Origin of the sequence: Segetibacter sp. (assembly GCF_025963695.1) — a bacterium.
In the GTDB taxonomy this organism is placed as follows: Bacteria; Bacteroidota; Bacteroidia; order Chitinophagales; family Chitinophagaceae; genus Segetibacter.
In genome coordinates this window covers 44,966-64,239 of record NZ_JAOQAH010000111.1, presented here as the reverse complement: position 1 = coordinate 64,239, position 19,274 = coordinate 44,966, and the positions used below count along the sequence as shown (strand labels likewise).

Genomic DNA, 19,274 nt, shown 5'->3' with positions numbered 1-19,274 from the left:
TTAAAGTATTGGAAAAGGCGTTCAATTGATGATGCTAATGGTTGATCGGTATTACAGAAGACATTTCTTAAGATGGCCAGTATTCGGCAACTTTTCGTTTAACGAAAGTTACACTACGTTCCAGTTGATCCATGCCATCCACTCCGTCTTCAATGCTAATCCATCCGTTGAAACCTACCCGCTTTAATTCGGCGAAAATGGCATCATAATCGTTTAATCCTTTGCCTATCTGATTTTCAAGAATAAGCGTTATTCCAAAATCGGCAGCATAGGGCAAACAAGTCTCTATACATTGCAGCTAGTTCGACACCTTTTTCTACGGATAGTTCAGGTCTTTTCTGCCCTGAAAGTACCCTGTCTTCAGGTTTGAAACGATTGGAACTCCGGGAAAAGCTTTCATGCAATTTCCTTACACCATGTAAAACCTCCGCCAGAGACCAATGGTGTAGTGGCTTCAAGCCAGTCTACACCTGCACGCATTGCCATTGCAGCAGTTTCAAGTGCTTCGTCTATATTAATCAAATCAAGGGAAATTTGAATAATTGATTTCATAATGCTTTAGTTCGCTAAATTATGGTAAAGGCTTTACCATAATATCTTTAAAATAGGCAACACTTTTAGGATCGTGGCCTTGCAAAGCAAAAGTACCCTTGGAAATCACCCGACCTGAATGACCTCCTGGAGGAGTAAAACCTTCAGGCTCTGTCCATTCAACAACCGTCTTATCGTTTATTTTAGTTGTAACATGCTTGCCATCAACCTTAATGTACAATGTAAACCATTCATCGTCTTTTACATAAACCTCTCGTACATCCACTATATCATATAAACTTGCCGTTCTTTTCCAATCTGTGTGAGAATTGTTTACCTGCACTTCAAAACCCTTATCAGGAAATCCCCTCTCCTGAAACTGAGTATGAAAATAAAACCCGGAATTGGAGCCTGCCTTTGTCATGACCTGGGCTTTCACTTCAAAGTTCTTAAAATCATGATTCATGACGGAGCCATCATAATACAAGTGCGATCTTACACCTGCCACCATAATACTGCCATTCTCGATCTTAAATGTTCCCGGCTTTTCACTAAACTTCCAGCCGTCCAAAGATTTGCCATCAAACAAGCTGATCCAACCTTTTCCACCCCCCGATTTACCAGCGCCGGAACACCCAACTAATCCTAAGAGAGCTGCTGACATTACATATTTTAGAAACATAAACTTGCTATTAATTAAATGTTGAAAATAATTTGAACTAAATCCTAAAGAGACACCAATATGTTTTGATAAAACAACGCATTGATACTACAACTTGATTTAGACAGCAAATAAATGGCAAGCATGTTTTGCTTGCCATTTATTTTGCTATCCTATAATAAGCTTCTTATTTAAAAGAATTTATCAGTACAAGCGGGTTTAACGATGATTATTGCGGATAACCGGGATTCTGCACTTTAAGATTTGGGTTATTCAACATTTCCTGTCTTGGGAGAGGCAATAACAAGTGTTTGGCCTGCAACGGCTGATTCGAACTTTTATTAATATGTCCGACAAACTCATCAAAACCATTGGTGGTTTCGTTATAAACCTTTCTTAAGCGAACCATATCAAACCAGGTAATTCCTTCGTAAGCCAGCTCATGCCAGCGCTCCCTCCAAACAGCTTCTCTGAATGAAGCCTGGCTGTAGGTACTCATAGCCGGTGTCGTAAGTTTTGCCCTGTCTCTTATCCTTTTAAATGCGTCATATGCATCCTGTGTTGGTCCACCTACCTCATTCTGTGCTTCTGCGTAAATCAATAGCACTTCAGCATAACGTATTTGTGGTACATCAAGATTATTTTGAGCAGTTCCTTTTACACCTACAAGACCATTTGGGGTAGAAACCACGGTGCCGTTTGCGACCATATTAAAGTGTTTGAAGACATAAGGCGCGCCAAGAGAGAAACGATCTCCATTTCCGTTTAAGAAATAGGTCGTATAAAAGAATCCTTCCTGGTCTTTTGCACGCAAATCTCCAGGCTCGTAAGAATTATAGAACGCTAAAGTAGGAACAGAACTTCCGGTACCACCCTGACCATTTACTGTAACTGCTTTAAAGTTCGGATAGTAATTATCCATTGGATTGCTTGCAACAGTTATCTGGTATTGGATCTCAAAAAGATGCTCCAACATATCTTCTTTGTTAACATCGTGAAGGTCCAGATAGGTAGGGAAAAGATTGATTACAGTTGGGTTGCTATTTGCATAATCAATCACCTCCTTTGCTTTATCTGCAGCAAGCTTATAATAAGCTGCCCCTTTATTAAGTGGCTGTCCTGCCATTGTAAGGTATACTTTAGACAACTGCGCCTTTGCGGCAGCCATAGAAACCCGTCCGGTGGCATCCATCCATGGCAAACCAGCAGATTCAGCTGCTACCAAATCTTCTACTATTAATTTATACACCTCTTCCTGAGGAGCTCTTGCAGGAAAGAAACCTTCATCAGCTTCCTTAAATACTGGTTTCGTAACCAACGGCACGTCTCCCCATAAACGCACCGCATAAAAATAAGCCCAAGCGCGAAGAAATTTTGCTTCGCCTAATTTGCGTTTTTTTTGTGCCTCATCCATCGGCGTTATCGCAGGGATCTTGTCTATGGCAAGATTTGCATTGGCGATCACCCTGTACAACCCATTCCAGTAGTTAACTATATGACCTGTATTTCCGTCCCAGGATAAGGAATACAAATTGTTGAGGTCTGAATTCTGGGCGGTCTCTGTGGTAGAAGTTCCGGTAGGAGCTTCTAACAACTGCCAGTTGGAGGAAAAAATACCTGCACCACCCCATAGAGCTCGTGTGTCTGCATAAATAGCAGCAACAGCCGCTTCAGCATGGTCAGGAATGGTATAAAAACTTTCAGGGGTTAATCTTGAAGGGTCCTTTTCTTCTAGAAACTTGTTGCAGCCCGACGAAATTATTAGTGTGGCAGCAAACAAAATAGTACCTGTTTTTTTTAATGTATTCAGTTTCATTATTAATTTCTTTAAAATAAGTTAATTATAGGCTAACGTTAAGTCCAACCATAAATATTGTCGATTTAGGATAGCTGTGCCAAAACATACCTTGTGAAAACACGTTGCTACCATCTCCTGCATATCCTCCGGTAGGAGTAGCTTCAGGATCACCGTTCAGCTCTTTATGACGTATTAAGAATAAATTTTGAGCTGAAGCGTATATCCTAAACCTTTCAAGCTTCATTTTTCTTACGGCAGAAAGTGGCAGGTTATATCCTAATAGAACGTTTCTTCCACGGATAAAAGATCCATCCTTAATCCAACGAGTGTCAACATTGGTTACGTAACCGGCTCTTGTATCGCGGAGTTCTGCAATCATTGTGTTTTGGTTCTGTGGTGTCCAGGCATTCAGCACCGTTGCATAACTGTTAGCAAGGGATACTCTGTCCTCACTTGAATGCAAAGTCATATCCAGAACATCATTTCCGTATGAATATTGAAGCTCAACAGTGAAATCAAGGTTTTTATACTTAAATGTATTCAATAAAGATCCCCAGGCTTTCGGACTCCCATTACCGATGATCGTTCTGTCAGCATCATTAATTACCTTATCGCCATTTACATCCAAATACTTAATATCACCTGGCCGTATCGTCAGGTTATTTCTATAGCTAACAAATTTAGCTGCCTCTTGTACTTCTGCTTCGCTCCAAATTCCCAAACGTGTTAAACCCCAGAAAGAACCTGCTGGTTCTCCTATCCGGATGATATTCGTCGGGTTGGTGAAGTTTGGTCCACCAACATTAAAAATATCAGCTGGTGTAGCCAGAGAAAGTATTTTGTTGCGGTTCATGGAAATGTTAAAAGTTGTATTCCATGAAAAATCTTTCCCCTGTACGTTTACTGTATTGATTGCAAGTTCTATCCCCTTGTTCTGCATTGAACCTATGTTCTTTCTAATTGTAGCATATCCACTAGTTCTTGGAACAGGAGCATCCAAAAGCATATCAGTGGTTTTACGGTAATAGAAATCACCCTCCAGTGAAATCCGGTTGTTGAACAATCCTACCTCAATTCCAGCATCGTACTGGGCCGTCTTTTCCCATTTCAGATCAGGGTTAGCCAAGCTACTGAGACCTGTACCACCAAATCTTGCCTCGTTGAAGAGTGCTGCATAAGTCGAACTTACAAGCGAGAGCGAAGAATAAGCGGGAATTTCAGAGTTACCAGTCAGGCCATAACTAGTTCGTACCTTTAAATTTGAGATAACTGAACTATTCTTTAAGAAATCCTCCTCCGACACCCTCCAGGCTAATGCTGCAGATGGGAACAAAGCATATTTGTTATTAGCACCAAACTTAGATGATCCGTCCATACGGGCGGTAATGGTTGCTAGATACTTGTCTTTAAGCCCGTAGTTGATGCGGCCGAAGTATGAGTTAAAAGCGAACCTTGAACGACCTGATGATACTTGTGGATTTGTGGCTCCTGCCCCAAGGTTGTTGTAAAGGAAATAGTCAGTAGCAAATCCACTCACGGTACTACTCATACTAAAGGCAGTTGTTTCCTGCCATGAGATTCCTAATAAGCCTGTAAAAGAATGAATGTCTTTAAAGCGTTTGTTGTAGGTCAAGTAGTTCTCCAAAGACCAGAAATTTTCTCTCCGGTTTCTTGCCGCTGCATTACCTGCACCGCCGATATTTAATGTACGTGTTACAGATTCATTATTGCCCTGAGTTAACACATTGTAACCCAGTAAAGTCCTCATTTCAAGTCCTGGTGCAAGATTAATATTTGTGTATACGCTACCTAAACTGGTTTGCGTATTTAGTATATACCTTGTTCCCAGTAATCTATGCACTGAACTAAAAGAACCTTCTGCGTTTGGATAATCCCTATTATTAGCGAAAGTTCCGTTTGGATAACGTACTGGCAAGAAAGGAAAATCTTCTACAATTTGCCTTGGAACAGCATCACTCTGATCCACGATATTCTCCTCCTGGTTGTTGTAGCTAAGGGTACCGCCTACTTTCATCCACTTTTTAATTTGGCTGTCAAACGAGAAACGACCAGAATAACGCTTTAGGTAAGAAGTTAACAAAAGGCCCTGGTCGTTACGATAGCCCAGAGAGATTGAATAGGTGGTTTTCTCATCACCGCCAGAAAACCCTATCTGCTGGTTCATACCTAACTTATTCTGAGTTGCTTCTTTCAACCAGTTTGTCTCGTACAGGGGTTGCCCCTTGCTATCAAATAGTAGAGGATTGGTACGCGCTAACGCCGGATTCCTCGCAACATATCTGCCCGCTGCCCAACCTGCAGGGTCATACTTCTCCATGTTTTTATAAGCCATATCCTCCACCGCTAAAAATTCTTTCGCGTTAAGTACCTTAGGAAAATTGGGACCTACCGTTGGTACAAAATATTCAGCATCGTAAGTAATTCTACCTTCACCCGCCCGTCCACGTTTAGTAGTGATAAGGATTACACCATTTGCACCTCTTGCGCCATAAATTGCTGTAGATGATGCATCTTTTAATACCTCAACAGAAACAACATCATTTGGATTAATAAAATCTATTGCCTGGCTGGCCTGAGTTTGATTGGATTGCGGAAGCATTACACCATCGACAACATAAAGAGGATTGTTGGAAGAGTTAATGGAACTAAAACCACGAACCCTTATATTGGTTCTACCACCCGGACGGCCGGAGTTTGTATTTACCTGCACACCTGCTATTCTTCCTGCAAGTGCCTGGTTAAGGGATGCTGCTGGACGCTCCGCCAATTGCGAAGCCCTTACAGAGCCAACAGCTCCTGTCAGGTCAGATTTCCTCCGCGTACCGTAACCCACTACTACTACCTGGTCCAGGCCAGCAGAAGACGCAGTTAAAGTGACGTTGATTTCGATTTGATCGGCAACAGGAATGGTTTGTGTTTCAAATCCTACACTTGAAAACACAAGTGACGTCCTGTCGTCTGGTACCGCTATTACAAAGCGGCCGTCTGTATTGGTAGTGCTTCCCTTTTTTGTACCGGCAATTACTACCGATACGCCTTGTAAGGGAGTACCTTCAGTATTTATAACTCTTCCACGTACATCCCTGGGAGGGGAAGCATGAGTGGTAAGGTGTAAAGTGCCGCTTAACAGCAGCAGCAACGTCAATTTTAAAAACATTGAAATTTTGGTTGTCCTAAGTGTAGCGCCTTTTTCTTTGCGACAGGACAAGGGCCTCATGTTTGTTTTCATACGAAAGATTAAAATGTTAAACAAGCAGTAATTATTTTTTACTAATTTTTTTATTTTACCACACTTGATAATTATTATAGAACAAGCATTCAATAAGCTCTCTTCGGGTATCACTTTTAAAATAAATATTATGAGAAGAATAACCTGAAGTTGTCGAGGCGATTGTTGGATGAATGCCCGAAGTCATATTTATTGGTATGGCAAAAAGGAGATTAAAAATCATTAGAAGGTGCAATGTTAGAATAAATATTAACACGAAAAAACGCAAATAATAGAAAAATACCTTTTTTTAAAATTCTATTTCCCCTTACATTATTTACCATAACAAAGAAAAAAATCGATTCTTAAAACTTACTTCAATCATTTCATTTTAATGAACAATTTGCTTTTTTACTCTTTAGGGAAAGACAATGGTTTAAATAAGAATGCTGCAACGATCCGGGATTGTTTTATGTACCAGAACTAAAACTTTTTTTCTGCAGCCAGCTTAACTCGATTTAAAAAAGTAGCCGTCTAATAAGGTGAAGGGCTAACAGAGGTCCAGCCTCCATCCACGATTAAGGTCTGCCCGGTTATATGTCTTGAGAAAGGCGAAACTAAAAAAACAGCTGCGCGGGCAATATCCTCTACTGTAGCTGGTCGTCCCATCGGTGTTATTCTGGACCAGGTTTCGGTGTAAGAGGCATCTCCCAGGGTTCGTTCGGTAGCTGTGGCCCCAGGAGCTATGGCGTTTACAGAAATTCCGTACTCCGACAATTCTATCACAAGGCCTTTGGCAAGCATCTCCAGCCCTGCTTTTGTCATTCCATATGCAACCAGGTTTTTATGTGCCTGATGACCAGTTACAGAAGACATAAATAAAATACTACCTCCCGATTGTTGCCTTTTTATTTGTTTGGCAACTTCCTGTGCAAGAAAAAAACTTCCTCCAAGGTTCAGTTGCATCACTTTATATAAAGACTTGGGCTCGTACTCCAAAAACTCGTTGAAGAGCGTAATGCCGGCATTGGCAATAGCAATGGTAACCTGCCCCAATTCACTGGCAGTTCTTTGTACCATCTCTTTTATGAAAGCCACATCCGCGGCATCTCCAGGTATTGAAAGACATCGTCCTCCTGATTGATTTATTGCTGCGGCAGCTTCATTTGCAAGCCGTTCATCTAAGTCATTTAAGGCCACCTTCACGCCTTGTGAAGCCAGTTGTCTTGCGATTTCAAAACCTATGCCCTGTCCGGCACCGGTTATTATGGCAACCTGTTCGTTAAACATTGTTTCTGATTATAGTTATCGTGGTAAGTTGCGATTGGTGAGTTGTCAGTGGTAAGTAGCGCCTCAAAAAAGCTTTTTTCATTCACTACATACAACCCACCACTCAACAATATCAATGCGAATCCCTTGTAATTTCACTTCCCGATTTACCTCTTAAAAATTCAAAATCAGCACCCAGGTGTGCCTGCTGTACAGTGGAAGTATACAAACTAACATACCCCCTTTCGCTCGCCAATGCAGGTGCTTTCCATTGTTGTTTTCTTTCTGACAGCTCTTCGTCCGATACATGCAAATGCAAAGACCTGTTGGGAAGATCCAAGGTAATGAGGTCGCCGCTTCTTATAACACTAAAATTACCCCCTACGGCTGCTTCAGGAGAAACATGCAACACTACAGTTCCAAAGCCGGTCCCACTCATTCTGCCATCAGAAATACGAACCATATCAGTCACACCCTTCAACAATAGCTTTTTCGGCAAAGCCATATTGCCTACCTCTGGCATTCCCGGGTAACCCTTTGGACCCACATTTTTTAGCACCAATACCGATTCCTCATCAACCTCTAAGTCGTCATTATCAATTCTTTCTTTATAATCTTCAATGTCTTCAAAAACAACTGCTTTACCTGTATGCTGCAAAAGGTGTGATGAGGCGGCAGAAGGTTTTATCACAGCACCATTTTCGCACAGATTTCCATTTAAAACAACAATCCCTGAAATGGCATTAAACGGCTCATCAACAGAAGCAATAATCTCCCTGTTTACAAACTCACTCCGTTCAAAATTCTCCTTAATTGTTTTTGAGTTTACCGTTATACAGTCGGTATTTAAATGTTCTGCGAGTTCTTTTAAAACCGCCTGCAAACCACCCGCGTAGTAAAAGTCTTCCATAAAGAAATTACCAGAAGGTTGAAGATTGGCAAGAAGTGGAATTTTGGTAGAAAATGTGTCTATATCCTGCAAGGTCAAATCAACACCAACCCTACCGGCGATGGCTAACAAGTGCAGCACAAAATTGGTAGATCCGCCAATGGCTGCATTGGTAATAATTGCATTTTCAAAAGCCTTGCGGGTCAAAATATCCGACGGTTTCAAGTCTTGCTTTACCATTTCTACTATGCGTAATCCCGATAATTGCGCCAGTACTTTCCGTCGCGCATCAGCAGCGGGAATTGCAGCGTTATTTGGTAGCGAAAGTCCAAGCGCTTCAACCATACAAGCCATTGTAGAAGCTGTGCCCATCACCGCGCAGTGCCCCCGGCTGCGACACATACTTCCTTCCAGCGTTACAAATTCTTCCTGGCTCATTTTCTCTTCTTTTATGGCAGCCTGGTAGCGCCACAAATCGCTTGTACCTATTGATGTTCCTTTGTGCCTGCCCGTAAGCATTGCACCTCCGGAAACGACAATCGTTGGAATGTCTACACTGCATGCACCCATCACCAACGAAGGGGTAGTTTTATCGCAACCGCAGAGTAACACCACTCCATCCAAAGGGTTTGCCCTTATCGATTCTTCTACATCCATGCTGGCGAGGTTTCTATAAAGCATTGCGGTTGGCTTCATCAAAGTTTCGCCCAAAGACATCACAGGAAATTCTACAGGAAAACCACCAGCCTGGTAAATACCTCGTTTTACAGACTCTGCCAATTCACGAAAATGTGCGTTGCACGGCGTTAGTTCAGACCAGGTATTACAGATCCCTATAACCGGTTTACCATCAAATTCATAATCAGGAATACCCTGGTTTTTCATCCAGGCGCGGTACACAAAACCATCCTTGCCTTTACGGCCAAACCACTGTCTGCTTCTAAGATTTACTTCTTTCATTTAGTTTTAATTATGGCTGCAAATAGTTAAAGACTTCAAGATATTACAAAGAATGAAAGTAATGTGAATTTTTAAAATCGGACAACAAAAGGAAATTTTATCATTGTATATGAAAGCGTTTCTGACAACGATTAATATAGATACCAGCATTAGTATTATGTGGCAACATTGTTGCGTCGCAAGCACTTTATCTGCACCGCCATTATCAACAGCAGTTTCAATTTTACATCTCCACAAAACCTAATAATAAACGCTTAAACTTATACTTTTATAATCACGCCTGGCGAAAATTTGCGCTCTTGAAAAAGACAAAAAAATTCAGATACATATAAAAGGTATAATTTTTAGCCCTTTACCTGACTCAGGAAAAACTCAATTACAAAACATGGAAAAGCAATTTCAATATAAAGGATCAGAGATTTTTTACCAGGTATATGGAAATGGAAAACCCGTTGTGTTGTTACACGGTTTTGCAGAAGATAGCTCTATATGGGATCAGCAGGTTTCATTTCTTCAACATCACTGTTTACTCATTGTTCCCGACATCCCAGGTAGCGGCAGATCGCAATTACTGGCAAAAGAAAATGTTGGTATAGAAGACTACGCCAGGGTTGTAAAAACATTATTAGAACAGGAGAATATTAACCAATGCATTTTACTCGGGCATAGTATGGGCGGTTACATTACGCTTGCTTTTGCAGAATTATTTCCGGAAAAATTAACTGCATTTGGCTTCGTTCATTCAACAGCCTTTGCAGATAACGAAGAAAAAAAGAATACGAGAAGAAAAGCGATTAAGCTGATGGAAGAATATGGAGTATACCCTTTTCTAAAAAACAGCACTCCAAACCTTTTTTCTGAAGTATATAAAAGAGAACAACCTCAAAGAGTTTCAAATTTAATAGAGCAAGGAAGAAAGTTTTCAAAGGAAGCACTCGTTCAATATTATGCGGCCATGATCAGCCGGCCAGACCGAACAAGCATTCTTGAAAAAGCGAATGTTCCTGTATTATTCATAATAGGGTCGGAAGATGTTGCAGCTCCTTTAGAAGATTTATTAAAACAAGTGCATCTTCCTAAAATTTCATATGTGCATATTATGCAGAACGTAGGTCATATGAGTATGTGGGAGAAACCTTCAGAATTAAACAAGTACTTAATTGAATTTATTGAACATCCTTTTTAGTCTGACAAAAGATTAGTGACATTTTTTATTTAAAAAAGTAGAATTGCCATTTAAAAAGGTTGCCGGCACTTCAATAACTAACGACCTCACCAAACTCCTTCCGCCTTTTTTGCTCTATCTATTAACACACTATTATGACTACGCCACATAGATTAAATAGCTGAACCTTTCGTACTTTCACTTGCCTAACCATGCAGCATTTTTTATCGACCTGCTGTTCTGTTTTGATTAGGATAAAGCTGACATGAAGAAAATTTCGATACTTATAATTACACTCTTTTCATTTTTGCAAACTTTTGCCAGTCACATTGCTGGTGGTGAATTGTTTTATGAATACCTCGGCCCTGGCAACGGTGCAAATACAAACAAGTATAAAGTAACGATGCGGCTTTTTAGAGATTGCCACTCTGTAGGGCAAACACTGGCGACGGAAAGGGTTGTGATAGGAATTTACCGATCAAACGAACTTTCCTTGTTTACAAAACTCGACCTGGCGCTTCAATCACCGGCGCCGGTAATAGAGCTGAATACTAAAGCAATTCCCTGCCTCCTAAACGCACCAGAAGTGTGTTTTCAAATTGGCATTTTTACCGGAACCATCGACCTGCCATCTACACCCGGTGGCTTTACACTGTCGTGGATACGTTGCTGCCGGATTGAAGATATCGGGAACGTGGTAGGTGCCGGAATTGGAGGCACGTTTGTAACAAAAATACCGGGTACCGCTTTACTGTCTTCAGGAAATAACAGTAGCCCTCAATTTGCAATAAAAGACACAGCTTTGGTATGCCAGAATAAAAGTTTTGTTCTTGACTTTGGTGCATCCGATCCAGATAGTGACTTGCTCACATATTCGTTTTGCGATGCCTACTCGGGCGGTAGTTCTAACAATCCTAACCCCGGCACTTCACCGGGCGGGGTTCCATCAAGTCTCTCACTAAGCCCGTTACCTTATGGATCCACTTTTAACGGCCAAAATCCATTGGGAGCAGGGGTAAAAATTAATTCACAAACAGGTAAAATAACCGGCATTGCACCATCAGCGGGAAGGTATGTAATAAACGTTTGTGTTACTGAATGGAGAAACGGTGTGGCAATTAATGAACACCGTAAAGATTTTATTTTACAGGTGGGTAATTGTGATTATACAGCAGCAGAACCTATTCCATTCAGCGGCGCATATTGCAAAGATTTTAAAGTGACTTTTAGTAATAATAGCTTGTCTGCAGGTATACGGGGCTATTCGTGGGATTTTGGAGTACCCGGTAGCACTACTGATACCTCTTCGCTGGCACAGCCTGTTTTTACGTTTCCAGATACCGGCTTATATAAGGTACGGCTTATAGTGAGAGCTGAGGCTGGATGCGTAGATACAGGGATGACAACATTAGGCGTTTATCCAGGTTTTAAACCTGATTTTGACATAACAGGAAGTTGCTTTGAGGCACCATTTGAGTTTAAAGACAAAAGCACGGCAAACTATGGAGTTATTAATAGCTGGAGCTGGAATTTTGGCAATTTATTAACTTTGGCTGATTCCTCTGCTTTAAAAAACCCAACTTACAAATATGCTGATACAGGAAGGAGGAATGTTTCACTCATCGTAACCAGCAGCAAAGGTTGCACCGAAAGTATTACTAAAACTGTAACTGTTTTAAACAAACCTTACCTGGCTCTTTCATTTAAAGACACATTGATCTGCAGTATTGATACCCTGCAATTAAAAGCTGAGGGAACAGGCGCTTTTGCATGGAAACCTGCAAATAATATTCTTAATGCAAATACGGCTAACCCCCTGGTTTACCCCAAAAACCCTACAACGTATACAGTTACGTTAACAGAAAATGGATGCGTTGCTACGGATACAGTTAGGGTGAATGTGCTTAATTTTCTTAGCGTCAAAGCAGGTAACGATACCAGTATCTGCAGTAATGACACTGTTAGGTTGAATTCTGTAAGCGAGGCTTTGCAATATCAGTGGTCACCAACATCAGGAATATCAGGTATTGCCACTAGTAGGAACGTAGTAGCAAAACCCGCTGCAACTACAACTTATGTTATAACGGCCAATCTCGGAAATTGCCAGGCCAAAGATTCAGTCAAAATAACTGTCGTTCCTTACCCGGCAGCAAATGCAGGAGCCGATGCTACAATTTGTTTTGGGAAAGACGCACCGTTAGCGGCTAACATTACCGGCTCATCTTTTAATTGGTCACCCTCTAATTCACTTACTAATGCAACTACACTAACCCCAATAGCAAAGCCTACCCAAACTACTACGTACCTTCTTACAGTTACAGATACGGCGGGTTGCGGCAGGCCTGTGTATGATACTGTTACCATTAAAGTAGTACCGAAAGTAAATGCGTTTGCAGGTAATGATACCATTATTCTTGCCAACCAGCCTTTACAGCTAAATGCAAGTGGCGGTACTGTTTATTCGTGGAGTCCTTCAATTGGGATGAACAATCCATCTATAGCAAATCCTGTTGTTTTTTTAAGTGCGTCGTACGATTCTATAACTTATAAAGTAAGGGTGGGTGTACCGGAAGGATGTATTGAAGAAGATGAGTTAAAAGTAAAGTTATTTAAAACAGGACCCGACATTTTTGTGCCTACTGCATTTACTCCCAATCATGATGGTAGAAATGATTTTCTAAAGCCTATTGCCGTAGGAATGAAAGCCACGGGCTCCTTTAAAGTGTACAACCGCTGGGGCCAGCTAGTTTACAGTTCTGCTGTTGTTGGCCCCGGATGGGATGGAACGTTAGGTGGTAAAGAGCAGGCGCCAGGAACTTACGTATTCACTGCTGAGGGAACGGACTACCTTGGAAAATCAGTGATTAAAAAAGGAACAGTTGTACTGATCAGGTAAGGAGGTGCAGTAGCTTCAGACAAATGAAGTGGGGGCTGAATGGCCATACAAAGTAAAAAGAGTGCGACGCAACATAAGGCGAGGCGTATTTACAAGCTGGCTGCAACAAAATCTTTCTCATGTCACAACATCTCAGCAATAAACGGTGTGCTAAAAAGCTGAATTAAACTGCAATTACTTTTCCTTAAAAATAATCTTGTTGTTAGATTGGATAAATAAATGGCGAGCCTTGGAGGCATATAATAAAAGGCCAATGAAAAGCGGTAGCCAGAATTCGTAAAAGCGAAAGAGCAACATGGATTGAACAGCAATAACTGTTGGATAGTTATATTTCTGCAGAATGAAAGTAAGAGACAACTCTATGGCGCCCATTCCACGAAGAAAAGGAGAAATGATGAGGAAAATAGCAGCTACAATATAACCAATAATAGATGCTGTTAAAGAGGCATGAACACCCGAACCAAGTATAGAAATATACAGATGAACGATACCTACTACTTCAATAAGAACAGAAACTAATGTAGCTATCCAAAATTGTTTCATTGAAAGTGTAAAGGAAAAAGTGTCGGTAAGAAACTTCTCTATCTTAGGTCGTTCTTTTATAACCCATTTATATAAAGAACCTTTAGTTTGAATGGATGTGACCAATAAAACCATTACAATTAAAATAACCAAAACCGATATAAAAGCCGCCCCTGTTCCCGGAACAGTTGCATCTTGAATCCACAGATAAAAAAGAACGGGAACAGCCACGATGAAAACCGAAAAAATACCAATAAACCCGTACACCACTGAAGCATGGTGCACTTGCTGAACATCGTTTTGACTGTTGCGGATATTTGAAGGTAAATAGGCCAAAGCCGTAATACCACCTGCTGGTAGAAATACGGCAATAACATTCCGTTTTAAATATAATTCGATCGCATGGAGCAAAGAAATATGCCCGCCGATAGCCCTGAAACTGTATACATACATACCTGCCTGGGACAGGATATAGACAACTGTACCTGCAATTCCCAGCCATAACCAAAATGGATTGGTATTGAGCAACGAAGTTCCTAAAGACTGTAGCTCTCCCCTTTGTTTCCAAAAAAAGTAACAGGCAATTATTATAAAAACAATTGCAAGAAATTCTTTCCAACCGGCTTTGCGAAAAAACGCTTTGATTTTATGAGGAGCACTGGGTTCTGGTATTTTTTTCATCCTCATTACATTTTCTAAATAGAAGCCGATGATGAGTAACAACAGTAAAGTTTTGCCTGCTGGGTTATGTTCATCTAATTAAGCCCGCCGGTAAAGGCAATATTACACCTTGCACTCCAAGGCTTTTTAACTCCTGTTTTCAACATTTCCGGTATCCTATACAACGTACAAGATTTCGGCTTTTTGGTTTTACCGTATTTGCCTGTGGCAACGTAAAGAAACAGGAAACATCATTTCTTCTTATAATTTACCACTCTTAATATCTTCAACCACGGCTGGATCTAACAACGTTGAAGTGTCACCTAAATTACTCATTTCACCCTCTGCTATCTTTCTCAATATCCGGCGCATTATCTTTCCACTCCGGGTCTTAGGTAAGCCGGTTACAAACTGAATTTTGTCTGGCTTTGCAATAGCGCCGATAATACGGGTAACCGTAGCCAGAATATCTTTCCTATTGCGTTCATCACTATCCTCGCGACCATTATAAATTACGAAGGCATAAATACCTTGCCCTTTTATATCATGCGAATAACCAACTACTGCACTTTCTATTACACCAGCGTGCATATTGATGGCGTTCTCTACCTCTGCCGTTCCAATTCTATGTCCACTTACATTTAATACATCATCTACCCTGCCTGTTATTCTATAAAACCCTTCCGCATCACGTAAAGCGCCGTCTCCGGTAAAATACAAACCAGGATAGGCAGAAAAATAGGCTTGCCGACAACGTTCGTGATCATTGTACGTTGTACGCAAAATACCTGGCCACGGAAATTTTATACAAAGGTTTCCTGATGCTGCTTCTCCCTCTTTATGTACTATTTCCTCTCCTTTTTCGTCTACCAATATAGGCTGTATTCCGGGCAGTGGCAGTGTTGCCCAACTTGCCCGTGCAGGAGTAATGCCTGCAATATTTGATATTAATATACCCCCGTTTTCTGTTTGCCACCAGGTATCAACAATAGGGCATTTCCCTCTGCCAATCTTCTCGTCGTACCAATGCCATGCTTCCTCATTTATTGGCTCTCCCACTGTTCCTAAAACCCTCAGGCTACTTAAATCCGCGTCTTGCAAAGGCGTGTCTCCGTAACTCATTAAGCTTCGCAGCGCCGTTGGGGCGGTGTACAAAATGTTTACCTTAAACTTGTCAACTATTTTCCAAAACCTGCTTGCATCAGGAAACGTTGGAATGCCCTCAAACATTAGCGAACTGGCGCCGGCACTTAAAGGGCCGTATATAATATAGCTGTGGCCGGTTATCCATCCTATATCTGCAGTACAAAAATGAACTTCACGCGGCCGATATTGGAAAACGTTTATAAAAGAATAATTTGTATACACCATATATCCGCCACATGTGTGAACGACCCCTTTAGGTTTACCTGTACTACCCGACGTGTACAAAATAAAAAGAGGGTCTTCAGCATCCATTACTTCCGGCTCAAAATCATGAAGCCCTAAAGTTTCCACTTTTTTAATCTCGTCGTCCCACCATACATCTCTTCCTTTAATCATACTTACCGGCGTGTGTGTGCGGGTATACACAATCACCTTTTTCACAAATCGAATTCCAATTAATGCATCGTCGATAACACCTTTCAGCGTAATATCTTTTGCCCCTCTATAAGCTCCGTCGCAGGTAATAATATATTCAGCTTGGGCGTCTATTAGCCTGTCTGCAATACTTTGCGCGCTAAATCCTCCAAATATCACACTGTGTATTGCCCCTATCCGCGCACAGGCTAAAACAGCAATTGGCAGTTCAGGTATCATTCCCATGTATATGCACACGCGATCCCCTTTCTTAACTCCATTGTTTTTTAAGACGTGCGCAAACATGCACACTTTCTCATACAAGCGTTTATAAGTTAAAACCCTGTGATGCTCCTCAGGATCATTAGCCTCCCACAACAATGCCGGCTGATCGCCCTTTGTTTCCAGGTGTCTGTCTAAACAATTTTCTGTGATATTTAATTTTGCACCTTTAAACCATTCAATCTTAGGTTCTGTAAAATTCCAATTCAGCACACTGTCCCATTTTTTTTTCCAGGTAAAATGCTGCGCCACATCGGCCCAAAAACCTTCGGGATCTTCAATACTTTTTTTATAGTGGCTTTTATACTCGTCTAAGCTGGTAATCTGGTGGGGATATGACATAACAATAATTATAAATGAGAGACTTTAGCAAACGTATGAAAAGAGAATTTTACGAGCAAACATAATATACAACTGAAGAACTAGCCGCCTGTTTTTAGTTGGTCGGCTTTTAGTTTCCATAGCAACACCGTTGCGACGCTCCTTTTGACGGTTTGAATAAAGAGCAACGATACAACTTTTCGAAGTGCATCAACTATTCCATTCAATCGGTTTATTTAAAATATAGCCATCCGAAGCTTTTTGTATACTTGCCTTCAATTGACTATCAATTAACTTTTTTCTTCCCACAATTAAAGATCCTTTTGCGACTATTGCTACAGTATCACTATGCCTTTTAGAGCGGAAAGCAACAGATACTCTTTTTGAAGAAAAATTTCGTACACAGCTTTAATTGGAGGTACAAGGTCGCTATACCCACTTATTAATTAGCCATATCATACTTGCCCGGTAAGCGTCGACAATAAGTTGAGTTGCGATGTCAAAACTTGCAGCCACCTCAAGAGCGATTATTTCTATAGGATATTGGTAACGCTGTATCAGCATTCTTACAAATAATTGTGTACTATTTACCTTACTCTCTCTGACTACTATTGAGGTATAAAATTCTTCTCTCTCACCGGCTTTAAATTGGGTAAGGGCTTAATTGGAGTGTTTAAGAATACCGGCAATGTGGAAGGTAAAAAGGGTATTACTTATCATTGTAAGGTTTTAGAAAGGATTTAAACCTAATGATTAAAGGAAAGCTGCCGAAGGTTGTAGATAGTTTTAAAAATCAAAAGAAAGTTAGGTTGCCCCATAGTAGTATATCAAATGTTTGTATCAACCGTCTTAAAAAACATTTACTATTTTCTTAGTATTGTCTTATTACAGCTGACCACTTTAAAACTTCTATTTTTTAAACAAACTCCTATATTTATGCTTTGCGAAAATAACCATGACTAACAACAACGAAAAAAAAGGGCTTGTTTCTATCATTGCGGCATCTTCATTAGGAACACTAATAGAGTGGTATGACTTTTACATTTTTGGAAGCCTTGCTACAATTATTTCAACCAAATTCTTCCCATCCACTAACCCCACCGCTGCCTTGCTTAGCACCTTAGCAACGTTTGCGGCCGGCTTTGTTGTACGTCCTTTTGGTGCGCTTTTTTTTGGCAGACTTGGCGATCTTATTGGCAGAAAATATACTTTCCTTGTAACCCTTGTCATCATGGGGCTTTCCACCTTTTTAATTGGCTGTGTACCTGCTTATGAAACCATTGGCTTTTTAGCTCCCGTCCTTGTCTTACTACTTCGCCTGTTACAAGGCCTCGCTTTAGGCGGAGAATATGGTGGTGCAGCTACTTATGTGGCCGAACATTCTCCGGTCAATCAAAGAGGCTTTTATACCTCCTGGATTCAGACAACGGCAACCCTTGGTTTATTCATTTCGCTTTTTGTAATTATTATCACAAAAAGCTCGATGGATGACACCGCTTTTAATAACTGGGGATGGAGAATACCTTTTTGGATCTCTATATTAATGGTAGCCGTTTCTGTATTGATCAGAATGAAAATGCAGGAATCGCCCGTTTTTGCGAAAGCAAAAGCAGAAGGCAAAACTTCCACGAATCCGTTAAAAGAGAGCTTTGGAAATAAAATGAATTTCAAATTTGTTTTACTGGCGTTGTTTGGAGCTACAATGGGGCAGGGCGTTGTATGGTATACAGGACAGTTTTATGCCCTTAGTTTTATTCAGAACACGTTAAGTATAGATATTTCGCAGGCTAGTAAAATAATGATGTGGGGGTTGGGTTTAGGCACACCCTTCTTTTTAGTGTTTGGTGCTTTATCGGACAAGATTGGCAGAAAATGGATAATGCTTGTGGGAATGTTGATAGCAATTTTTAGTTACCGACCTATTTATTCAGCAATGTACGACGCCGCTAGCTTAACAGACAAACAGGAAAATGCCTCCCTGCAAAGAATTGAATCAACTGAGGAGCCCGATGCAACTAAAAGTGGGCAGACTTTAAAAACAACGGTTACAACGAAAGTTTATACAGACGGAACAAAACAAAAAGAAACCAGGAAAGAAACAATTTTTGCAGGTGTATCGGAAGTGGTTCCTGCGACAGATATAAAAACAACTAAGGCAGTTGAAGTTAATTCGGATAGTTTTTGGTTATTGGTACTACTTGTATTTGTGCAGGTAATATTTGTAACCATGGTATATGGGCCGATAGCTGCTTTTCTGGTCGAAATGTTTCCTGTAAAGATCCGGTACACCTCAATGTCTCTTCCCTACCATATTGGAAATGGAATTTTTGGAGGATTACTGCCAGCCATTGCCACCTTTCTTGCCCTTAGAGCCACTCAGGCAAATGAGGCGGCAGCAAAAGCTGGAACTACATTACCTTACGACAAACCTTTTCTTGAGGGACTTTGGTATCCCATTATAATTGCCGCTATTTGTTTTGTTATAGGAGCACTATACATACATGGAAAAGGAAAAAGGGAAGATTAAACTT

Annotated in this window: 13 protein-coding genes; 3 read left to right on the top strand and 10 right to left on the bottom strand. The window is 40.8% G+C overall.

Annotated features, from left to right (window positions below; translation table 11 throughout):
* Positions 1-67: 67 nt before the first annotated feature.
* The 7 genes from JWR87_RS19315 to JWR87_RS19285 all read right to left on the bottom strand — a co-directional run bounded on the left by JWR87_RS19315 (position 68) and on the right by JWR87_RS19285 (position 9,337).
* Complete coding sequence (locus tag JWR87_RS19315; protein ID WP_297823366.1) at positions 68-277, bottom strand: hypothetical protein; 210 nt, start codon at positions 275-277, stop codon at positions 68-70.
* Between the two features lie 119 nt (positions 278-396).
* A complete protein-coding gene (locus JWR87_RS19310; protein WP_297823364.1) occupies positions 397-552 on the bottom strand; it encodes a hypothetical protein in 156 nt (51 codons plus the stop codon).
* Between the two features lie 19 nt (positions 553-571).
* Positions 572-1,195: a DUF1080 domain-containing protein gene (locus JWR87_RS19305; protein WP_297823362.1), complete on the bottom strand. Its 624-nt coding sequence runs from the start codon at positions 1,193-1,195 to the stop codon at positions 572-574.
* A gap of 226 nt (positions 1,196-1,421) precedes the next feature.
* Entirely contained in the window at positions 1,422-3,008 is a 1,587-nt protein-coding gene (locus tag JWR87_RS19300; protein WP_297823360.1) for a RagB/SusD family nutrient uptake outer membrane protein, read from the bottom strand.
* A gap of 25 nt (positions 3,009-3,033) precedes the next feature.
* A complete protein-coding gene (locus tag JWR87_RS19295) occupies positions 3,034-6,168 on the bottom strand; it encodes a TonB-dependent receptor (protein ID WP_297823358.1) in 3,135 nt (1,044 codons plus the stop codon).
* 585 nt (positions 6,169-6,753) lie between these two features.
* Complete coding sequence (locus JWR87_RS19290; protein ID WP_297823356.1) at positions 6,754-7,509, bottom strand: SDR family oxidoreductase; 756 nt, start codon at positions 7,507-7,509, stop codon at positions 6,754-6,756.
* Positions 7,510-7,621: 112 nt separating this feature from the next.
* Entirely contained in the window at positions 7,622-9,337 is a 1,716-nt protein-coding gene (locus JWR87_RS19285; RefSeq protein ID WP_297823354.1) for an IlvD/Edd family dehydratase, read from the bottom strand.
* A gap of 385 nt (positions 9,338-9,722) precedes the next feature.
* Here JWR87_RS19285 and JWR87_RS19280 point away from each other — a divergent pair, with 385 nt between their 5' ends.
* Both JWR87_RS19280 and JWR87_RS19275 read left to right on the top strand, forming a co-directional pair.
* Positions 9,723-10,523 carry an alpha/beta hydrolase gene (locus tag JWR87_RS19280; protein WP_297823352.1) on the top strand — a complete coding sequence of 267 codons (801 nt, stop codon included), beginning with the start codon at positions 9,723-9,725 and terminating at the stop codon, positions 10,521-10,523.
* A 244-nt stretch (positions 10,524-10,767) separates the two neighbouring features.
* Positions 10,768-13,398: a PKD domain-containing protein gene (locus JWR87_RS19275; protein ID WP_297823349.1), complete on the top strand. Its 2,631-nt coding sequence runs from the start codon at positions 10,768-10,770 to the stop codon at positions 13,396-13,398.
* A gap of 174 nt (positions 13,399-13,572) precedes the next feature.
* Here the strand turns inward: JWR87_RS19275 and JWR87_RS19270 are convergent, their stop codons facing one another.
* The 3 genes from JWR87_RS19270 to JWR87_RS19260 form a co-directional block, all read right to left on the bottom strand.
* Positions 13,573-14,601, bottom strand: a complete 1,029-nt coding sequence (locus JWR87_RS19270; RefSeq protein ID WP_297823347.1) for a lysylphosphatidylglycerol synthase transmembrane domain-containing protein — start codon at positions 14,599-14,601, stop codon at positions 13,573-13,575.
* Positions 14,602-14,841: 240 nt separating this feature from the next.
* Complete coding sequence (gene acs / locus JWR87_RS19265) at positions 14,842-16,764, bottom strand: acetate--CoA ligase (protein ID WP_297823345.1); 1,923 nt, start codon at positions 16,762-16,764, stop codon at positions 14,842-14,844.
* Positions 16,765-17,172: 408 nt separating this feature from the next.
* The gene (locus JWR87_RS19260) at positions 17,173-17,307 is read right to left on the bottom strand and encodes a hypothetical protein (protein WP_297823343.1); all 135 of its coding nucleotides are present in this window, start codon (positions 17,305-17,307) and stop codon (positions 17,173-17,175) included.
* A gap of 391 nt (positions 17,308-17,698) precedes the next feature.
* Between JWR87_RS19260 and JWR87_RS19255 the strand changes: the two genes are divergently transcribed.
* Positions 17,699-19,270 carry an MFS transporter gene (locus JWR87_RS19255; RefSeq protein WP_297823341.1) on the top strand — a complete coding sequence of 524 codons (1,572 nt, stop codon included), beginning with the start codon at positions 17,699-17,701 and terminating at the stop codon, positions 19,268-19,270.
* The last annotated feature ends 4 nt before the right edge of the window (positions 19,271-19,274 follow it).

Bases quoted from the DNA above. Each gene is read 5' to 3' on its own strand.
- JWR87_RS19310 (WP_297823364.1), bottom strand. From the start codon at position 552: ATGAAATCAATTATTCAAATTTCCCTTGATTTGATTAATATAGACGAA.
- JWR87_RS19305 (WP_297823362.1), bottom strand. From the start codon at position 1,195: ATGTCAGCAGCTCTCTTAGGATTAGTTGGGTGTTCCGGCGCTGGTAAA.
- JWR87_RS19300 (WP_297823360.1), bottom strand. From the start codon at position 3,008: ATGAAACTGAATACATTAAAAAAAACAGGTACTATTTTGTTTGCTGCC.
- JWR87_RS19295 (WP_297823358.1), bottom strand. From the start codon at position 6,168: ATGTTTTTAAAATTGACGTTGCTGCTGCTGTTAAGCGGCACTTTACAC.
- JWR87_RS19290 (WP_297823356.1), bottom strand. From the start codon at position 7,509: ATGTTTAACGAACAGGTTGCCATAATAACCGGTGCCGGACAGGGCATA.
- JWR87_RS19285 (WP_297823354.1), bottom strand. From the start codon at position 9,337: ATGAAAGAAGTAAATCTTAGAAGCAGACAGTGGTTTGGCCGTAAAGGC.
- JWR87_RS19280 (WP_297823352.1), top strand. From the start codon at position 9,723: ATGGAAAAGCAATTTCAATATAAAGGATCAGAGATTTTTTACCAGGTA.
- JWR87_RS19275 (WP_297823349.1), top strand. From the start codon at position 10,768: ATGAAGAAAATTTCGATACTTATAATTACACTCTTTTCATTTTTGCAA.
- JWR87_RS19270 (WP_297823347.1), bottom strand. From the start codon at position 14,601: ATGAAAAAAATACCAGAACCCAGTGCTCCTCATAAAATCAAAGCGTTT.
- acs (WP_297823345.1), bottom strand. From the start codon at position 16,764: ATGTCATATCCCCACCAGATTACCAGCTTAGACGAGTATAAAAGCCAC.
- JWR87_RS19260 (WP_297823343.1), bottom strand. From the start codon at position 17,307: ATGCTGATACAGCGTTACCAATATCCTATAGAAATAATCGCTCTTGAG.
- JWR87_RS19255 (WP_297823341.1), top strand. From the start codon at position 17,699: ATGACTAACAACAACGAAAAAAAAGGGCTTGTTTCTATCATTGCGGCA.